Raw genomic sequence first — 7,887 nt, forward strand, 5'->3', positions numbered from 1 at the left:
GGTGAAGCTGGGTCCTGCGAGCGGCATCGTCGCGAGCTCGACACATCGAGCCGGAACGGATGCGACAAGATGGGCTCACAAAAAAAGAGGCATCGCTGCGGTAGTAAAATTATGGCAACTCCGTGGCGCTATGATCCTCTCAACAGAGCGTGACGCGCGATAGGCTGGGCGGGGCTGATAGGATGTTGGAAGTTGCGATTGTCGGGGGCGGCCCCGGCGGGCTGATGACGGCTTGGCAGGTCCGCAAGAAGATGCAGGGCCTGTGCCGGGTGACGCTGTTCGAAGCGTCCGAGCGGCTCGGCGGCAAGATCGTCTCGCGTCGTTTCGACAGCGCGCCGGCTCTGTACGAGGCGGGCGTCGCCGAGATCTATGGCTATTCGCAGCTCGGCCATGACCCGCTGCGCGAGATGATCGAGGGCTTCGGCTTCCAGACCATTCCGATGGATTCTGACGCGCTCGTCATGGACGGCAAGATCGTCGCCGGCGTCGAGGGCATGCGCCGGCGCTATGGCGATGCGACGGCCGACGCCATCCTGGCATTCCGGGCGCGCTGCGCCGAGCTGCTGTCGCAGCAGGCCTATTACGAAGGGGCCGGCAAGCACGACAACAACCATCCCTGGATGTTCATGACCGCCGACGAGGTGCTCGAGCAGGAGGTGGCCGATCCGGTGGCACGGCGCTTCTTCCGGGCGATGGCGCGCTCCGACATCGCCTCGGAAGGGCATCTCAGCAACGGTCTCAATGCGCTGAAGAACTACCTGATGGATGTCGACGGCTATATCGACGTCTATTCGATCCAGAACGGCAACGAGCAGCTGGTCGAGGGCCTGAGCGCAGCGCTCGACGCCGAGGTCTTCCTGAACCATCGCGTTCTCAGCGTCGGCAAGGCCGATGGCGGCCGCTACAAGCTCGACATGATGAACGGCAAGGGGCCGGAGACGCGCGAATTCGACTTCGTGCTGATGTGCCTGCCGCACAACTGGCTCGGCACCATCGATTTCGGTGAGGGCCGGCTGCGCCAGGGCATGAGCCGCCATCTCGCGCATTTCGACCGGCCGGCGCATTACCTGCGCGTCGCCGCGCTGTTCGACAAGCCGTTCTGGGAGGGCCAAATCGAAGGCGCCTGGTTCATGTCGGAGAGCTTCGGCGGCTGCTGCGTCTATATCGAGGGCGCCCGGCACGATGTCGGCCGCCATGGGGTGCTCAACTGGCTGATCGCGGGCGTCGACGCGCTGTCCTATGCCAATCTCGACGACGAGGCGCTGACCAAGGCGGCGCTGAAGTCGCTGCCGGCCTCGCTCGGCGATCCCTTCCCGCATCTGATCGAGGCGAAGGTGCATCGCTGGATGGCCTCGGTGAACGCGATCCCGGGCGGCGTCCCGGTGCGCGACGTGGTGACGAACCACATGCCGGAGCCGAAGGAGCATGACGGGCTGATCGTCGTCGGCGACTATCTGTTCGACTCGACGCTGAACGGCGTGCTCGATTCCGCCGACATCGCCAGCGACCTGATGCTGAGCAAGGTGATGCGCCAGCGCTATGCCACCGGGCTCGCCAAGCGGGCCGGGGAGGCGGGCGGCATCGTCGTGCCCGAGCCGTCGCCGCGCATCGACCGCGGCTATTTCGACGCCTATCGCGGCGCCGGGTCCTATCACGAGGTCTGGCGCCGCTTCAGCGACCCCGCCTATATCCGCGACCTGATCGACATGGTCTGGCAGCCCAAGCCCGGCTTCAAGCTGCTGGTCGCCGGCTCCGCCTCTGGCGAACTCGTCGGAGCGCTGCGCGAGCTCGGCATCGATGCCTGGGGCATCGAGAACAACCGCTACATCCATGGCCGCACGCCCGCGCATCTTGCCAAGTACAATCTTTTCGGCACGGTCGCAGACCTGCCCTTCGAGGATGGCTCCTTCGACTTCGTCTATGAGAGCTGCCTTGCCCATCTCGGCAAGCGCGGCGTTGCCGATGCGCTCAGCGAGCTGCATCGGGTGGCGAAGCGCGGCGTCTATTTCGGCTCGGTGACGGCCGACCTCACCTCCGAGGTCTGCGACATGTACGACCTGCTCCGCGGCGTGAAGAAGCTCGCGACCTGGTGGGAGTGGTCGGAGCTGTTCTTCGACGAGGATTTCGACATGGCGATCCAGAGCCAGGAGATGCTCGACGCGCTCTGGCAGCGCACGCTCGCCGCCGACAAGGGGCCGGGCCGCTGGTACGAGGATGCGGAGAGCCTGCGCTACTGCTTCTTCAACCGCATCGTGCCTGAGAACGCCTGAGCAAGTCCGGCAATCCGATCCGACAGGGGCGGTGGAGCGGCTTCAGCTCTGCCGGTGAGCAGTGAGCGACGACGAGGTCAAGCCGGGGACCGGCGAGAATGGTGCCGTGCCCGATCCGGCGGCGAAGATCGCTGGCGCTGCCGGCGCGGCGAAGCGGCCGGCGCCGCGCCCGCCCGAGGAGCCGAAGCGGCGTGCGCTGCAGTCCGGCGCCTCCGAGGCGGATGACGACGAGGACGAAGACGACGAGGATGATGAAGAGGACGACGATGAGGACGATGACGGTCCGGTCGTCTACACCGCCGGCGAAGCCGCAGGGGCGCTGAGGGGCGTCCTCTCCTTCACCTGGCCGCATCTGGGTCCGCATCGGCTTGGCATCGCACTGGTCGGCCTAGGCCTCCTGGTCGAGATGGCCTTCAACGTGCTGATGCCGCTCTCGCTCAAATACCTCCTCGACGAGGTGTTCGAGGACAAGGACCGCAGCGAGCTGATCTTCATCCTCAGCGTACTCGGGATCGCCGGGATCATCACCTCGGTGGTGGCGATCTGGTACGAATGGATCGATGCGAAGGTGACGGCGGCGATCACCACCGATGTGCGCCGCTCGCTGTTCGAGCACATCCAGAAGCTGCCGCTGAGCTTCTACGAGCGCCATCGCCGCGGCGAGATCCTGTCGCGCTTCTCGAACGACATGACCACCTATGAAGAGGCGGTCATCCACTTCGCCAATTGGGGCGCGCTGCCGCTGCTCGAGCTGCTGGCCGGCATCGCCCTGCTGATCTACCTCAACACCGAGCTCGGCCTGCTGGCGCTGCTGATCATCCCGATCGCGCTGATCGGGCCGCGGCTGCTGACGCCGAAGGCGGTCGCCGCCAGCTACGAGGTCAAGCGGGCGCAGGCCGGCGAGCTCGGCGTCGTCCAGGAGAATATCGGCGCCCAGCCGGTGGTGAAGGCCTTTGGCCTCGTGCGCGTCTCGCAGCTCTGGTTCGGCCAGCGCAACAGCGTGCTCAGGGCGGCGCAGTCGCGCTCGACCTTCCTCAACACCATGGTCGAGCGCTCGATCACCATCGTGGTGCTCTGGCTGCATCTGATCGTGCTGGCGATCGGCGCCTATCTCACCTTCAACGATGTGATCACGGTGGGCACCTTCGTCGCCTTCGAGGCGGTGTTCTGGGAGATCACCTACAACCTCAACCACCTGACCCAGTACATCCCGGTGGTGATCGACGCCTCGGGCGCCGTCCGGCACATGCGCGACATCCTCGACGAGCCGATCCGCGTCTCGGACCGGCCGAACGCGGTCGAGTGCCCGCGGATCGCGCGCGAGATCGGCTTTCAGGGCGTGCGCTTCTCCTATGGCGGGGAGGGCGCCCAGATCGATGGGCTCGACCTTGCGATTCCCGCCGGCACGCGCGTCGCCATCGTCGGGCCGAGCGGGGCGGGCAAGAGCACGCTGCTCAGCCTGCTGCTGCGCTTCCATGATCCGCAGCGCGGCAAGGTGACGATCGACGGCGTCGACATCGCCAGCGTCACCCGCGATTCGCTGCGGGCCCAGATGGCGGTGGTGTTCCAGGACAATGTCCTGTTCCACACCTCGCTGCGCGAGAACATCCGGCTCGGCGCGCTGGAGGCATCCGACGCCGAGGTCGAGGCCGCCGCGAAGAAGGCCGAGATCCATAAGTTCATCATGAGCCTGCCCGAAGGCTACGATACCATCGTCGGCGAGCGCGGCGAGACCCTGTCGGGTGGGCAGCGCCAGCGAATCGCCATTGCCCGCGCCCTGCTGCGCGATCCGGCGATTCTGTTGCTCGACGAAGCGACCTCGGCGCTCGACCAGACCACCGAGGCCGCGATCAACCGCACCTTGAAGAAGATCGGCCGCGGCCGCAGCCTGTTGTTCGTGACGCACCGGCTGACTTCGGTCGCCGACATGGACGAGATCATCGTCATGGAAGCGGGCCGGGTCGTGCAGCGCGGTGATCATGCGACGCTGATGCGCAAGCGCTCCGGCCTCTACCGCAAGCTCTGGAACGACCAGATGCGCGCGAATGTCGAAGATGAGGACGATTGAAGCTGAATCCGTCTCTCACTTTTAGCCTAGAGACTGCTTACCCGGTCGGCCTGCAGAGCAAGCTGACCGGAACGGGCTCAAAGGGGCAAATCCGGGGTTGACGCGAATCCTTACCTGAGTCATAAGCGCGCCACTGTCGATGGCTGTCGGACACGTTTGTCGCTTGCCTTTGTTGCAAGCGAGGTTCGCGACCGAAACTCCATCGGAATTCCAGCGTCTAACGACGACATGGCAGGACGCATGAATGCGGGCTCGTTCCGTGTTCCTCTGCATGGCGAACGCGCCTGAGGCCCCGTAAAAGGGCGCCGATGGCGCGGCTTCGTTTGGTCATGGCCTCGTAAGGCGCCGGAATGGACACCGAATTCATCAAGCGCTCAAGGGAGCGAGAGGCCTTAAATGCCGACAATCAGCCAGCTGATCCGCAAGCCGCGCTCGCCGGTCAAGGCGCGCAACACCGCGCCGGCGCTCGAGAATTGCCCGCAGAAGCGCGGCGTCTGCACACGCGTCTATACGACGACCCCGAAGAAGCCGAACTCGGCGCTGCGTAAGGTCGCCAAGGTGCGCCTGACCAACGGCTTCGAGGTCATCGGCTACATTCCGGGTGAGGGTCACAACCTCCAGGAGCACTCGGTCGTCATGATCCGTGGCGGCCGCGTGAAGGACCTTCCCGGCGTGCGCTATCACATCCTGCGCGGCGTGCTCGACACGCAGGGCGTCAAGAACCGCAAGCAGCGCCGTTCGAAGTACGGCGCCAAGCGTCCGAAGTAATCAGTGTCGGACCGGCCGGGCAGGGGCCCAGCCGGTTCGCCGTTTTAGAAGATTTGACCGGAGACTAGACGATGTCCCGCCGCCATAGTGCAGAGAAGCGCGAGATCATTCCCGACGCCAAGTTCGGCGACGTGGTCGTGACCAAGTTCATGAACTCGGTCATGTACGAGGGCAAGAAGTCGACCGCCGAAGGCATCGTCTACGGCGCCTTCGACATCATCGAGGGCAAGCTGAAGAGCGACCCGCTCGCCGTCTTCAAGACCGCGCTCGAGAACGTCGCCCCGGCGATCGAGGTCCGCTCCCGCCGCGTCGGCGGCGCGACCTACCAGGTCCCCGTCGAGGTTCGCACCGAGCGCCGCCAGGCTCTCGCCATCCGTTGGCTGATCGCCGCCGCCCGCGGCCGTAACGACCGCACCATGGTCGAGCGCCTCTCGGCTGAGCTGATGGACGCCGCGAACAACCGTGGCAACGCCGTCAAGAAGCGCGAAGACACGCACCGGATGGCGGAAGCCAACCGCGCCTTCTCGCACTACCGCTGGTAATTCGTCCGTTACGACCCGGAAAGACAGAGCATTCCCATGCCCCGTTCTCATCCCATCGATCGCTATCGCAACTTCGGCATCATGGCCCACATCGATGCCGGCAAGACGACGACGACCGAGCGCATCCTGTTCTACACCGGCAAGAGCCATAAGATCGGCGAAGTCCATGACGGCGCCGCGACCATGGACTGGATGACGCAGGAGCAGGAGCGTGGCATCACGATCACCTCGGCTGCGACGACCTGCTTCTGGCGCGACAACCGCCTGAACATCATCGACACCCCCGGCCACGTCGACTTCACCATCGAAGTCGAGCGTTCGCTGCGTGTGCTCGACGGCGCCGTCTGCGTGCTCGACGGCAACCAGGGCGTCGAGCCCCAGACCGAGACCGTCTGGCGCCAGGCCGACAAGTACGACGTTCCGCGCGTGGTCTTCGTCAACAAGATGGACAAGATCGGCGCCGATTTCTATCGCTGCGTCCAGGACATCATCGACCGCGTCGCCGGCAAGCCCGTCTGCCTGCAGATTCCGATCGGTTCGGAGTCGAACTTCGCCGGCGTGATCGACCTCATCAAGATGAAGGCGATCGTCTGGAACGGCGAAGCGCTCGGCGCGTCCTTCGACGAGAAGGAAATCCCGGCCGATCTCGCCGACAAGGCTGCCGAGTATCGCTCGAAGCTGGTCGAAGCCGCCGTCGAGATGGACGATGCGGCGATGGAAGCCTATCTCGAAGGCAACGAGCCTGACGCCGACACGCTGCGCCGCCTGGTGCGCACGGCCGTGCAGCGCCGCGCCTTCCACCCGGTGCTTTGCGGCTCGGCCTTCAAGAACAAGGGCGTGCAGCCCCTGCTCGACGCCGTCGTCGACTTCCTGCCGTCGCCGGTCGATCGCGGCGCGGTCGAAGGCATCGACTTCAAGACCGAAGAGCCGACCACCCGCGAGCCGACCGACGAAGCTCCGTTCGCCATGCTCGCCTTCAAGATCATGGACGACCCCTTCGTCGGCACGATCACCTTCTGCCGCGTCTATTCCGGCAAGGTCGAGGCTGGCCAGGGCGTCATCAACTCGACGCGCGACAAGAAAGAGCGCGTCGGCCGCATGCTGCTGATGCACGCGAACAACCGCGAGGACATCAAGGAGGCCTATGCCGGCGACATCGTCGCCCTGGCCGGCCTCAAGGACGTCCGCACCGGCGACACGCTGTGCGATCCGGCTCAGGCGGTGATCCTGGAGCGCATGGAGTTCCCCGAGCCGGTCATCACGATCGCGATCGAGCCGAAGTCCAAGGCCGACCAGGAGAAGCTGGGTCTCGCTTTGTCGAAGCTCGCGAACGAGGATCCGTCCTTCCGCGTCTCGACCGACCAGGAGAGCGGCCAGACCATCCTGAAGGGCATGGGCGAGCTCCACCTCGACATCAAGGTCGACATCCTGAAGCGCACCTACAAGGTCGACGCCAATATCGGCGCGCCCCAGGTCGCCTATCGCGAGACGCTGACCAAGAAGGCCGAGGTCGACTACACCCACAAGAAGCAGACCGGCGGTACCGGCCAGTTCGCCCGCGTCAAGCTGGTGATCGAGCCGAACGAGACCGGCAAGGGCTTCGAGTTCGAGTCGAAGATCGTCGGCGGCGCGGTGCCGAAGGAGTACATCCCCGGCGTCGAGAAGGGCCTCAACTCGGTCATCGGTTCCGGCGTGCTCGCCGGCTTCCCGGTGGTCGACGTCAAGGTCTCGTTGATCGACGGCGCCTTCCACGAGGTCGACTCGTCGGCTCTGGCCTTCGAAATCGCCTCGCGCGCCGCTCTGCGTGAAGGTCTGCAGAAGGGCGGCTCGGTGCTGCTCGAGCCGATCATGAAGGTCGAGGTGGTGACCCCGGAAGACTATACCGGTTCGGTCATCGGCGATTTGAACTCCCGGCGCGGCCAGATCCAGGGCCAGGACATGCGCGGCAACGCGGTCGTCATCAACGCGATGGTGCCGCTGGCCAACATGTTCGGCTATGTGAACCAGCTGCGCTCGTTCAGCCAGGGCCGCGCCAACTATACGATGCAGTTCGACCACTACGAGCAGGTGCCGTCCGCGGTCGCTGCCGAGGTCCAGGCCAAATACGCCTGATCTAAGAACGCATTACACGGAACATTTGAAGAGATCTGACGGAGGCTACGATGGCCAAAGAGAAGTTTGCTCGCACGAAGCCGCACTGCAACATTGGTACGATTGGTCACGTCGACCATGGCAAGAC

Annotated in this window: 5 protein-coding genes; all 5 read left to right on the forward strand. The window is 64.9% G+C overall.

Going from position 1 to position 7,887, the window contains the following annotated elements:
- The first annotated feature begins 182 nt into the window (after nucleotides 1-182).
- Nucleotides 183-2,270 carry an FAD-dependent oxidoreductase gene (locus tag AC3WLC_RS31840; RefSeq protein ID WP_493687878.1) on the forward strand — a complete coding sequence of 696 codons (2,088 nt, stop codon included), beginning with the start codon at nucleotides 183-185 and terminating at the stop codon, nucleotides 2,268-2,270.
- Between the two features lie 61 nt (nucleotides 2,271-2,331).
- On the forward strand, nucleotides 2,332-4,338 hold the full coding sequence (locus AC3WLC_RS31845; protein WP_493687879.1) for an ABC transporter ATP-binding protein: 2,007 nt from the start codon (nucleotides 2,332-2,334) through the stop codon (nucleotides 4,336-4,338).
- A gap of 396 nt (nucleotides 4,339-4,734) precedes the next feature.
- Nucleotides 4,735-5,106, forward strand: coding sequence for a 30S ribosomal protein S12 (rpsL, locus tag AC3WLC_RS31850; RefSeq protein WP_057189964.1), 372 nt, complete (start codon nucleotides 4,735-4,737; stop codon nucleotides 5,104-5,106).
- Between the two features lie 71 nt (nucleotides 5,107-5,177).
- On the forward strand, nucleotides 5,178-5,648 hold the full coding sequence (rpsG, locus tag AC3WLC_RS31855; protein ID WP_092159657.1) for a 30S ribosomal protein S7: 471 nt from the start codon (nucleotides 5,178-5,180) through the stop codon (nucleotides 5,646-5,648).
- Between the two features lie 36 nt (nucleotides 5,649-5,684).
- Nucleotides 5,685-7,760, forward strand: coding sequence for an elongation factor G (gene fusA / locus AC3WLC_RS31860; protein ID WP_493687880.1), 2,076 nt, complete (start codon nucleotides 5,685-5,687; stop codon nucleotides 7,758-7,760).
- The last annotated feature ends 127 nt before the right edge of the window (nucleotides 7,761-7,887 follow it).

The organism is Allobosea sp. GW821-FHT03A12 (genome assembly GCF_058986765.1).

Coding starts and splice junctions, on each gene's coding strand:
- AC3WLC_RS31840 (WP_493687878.1), top strand. CDS start 183: ATGTTGGAAGTTGCGATTGTCGGGGGCGGCCCCGGCGGGCTGATGACG.
- rpsL (WP_057189964.1), top strand. CDS start 4,735: ATGCCGACAATCAGCCAGCTGATCCGCAAGCCGCGCTCGCCGGTCAAG.
- rpsG (WP_092159657.1), top strand. CDS start 5,178: ATGTCCCGCCGCCATAGTGCAGAGAAGCGCGAGATCATTCCCGACGCC.
- fusA (WP_493687880.1), top strand. CDS start 5,685: ATGCCCCGTTCTCATCCCATCGATCGCTATCGCAACTTCGGCATCATG.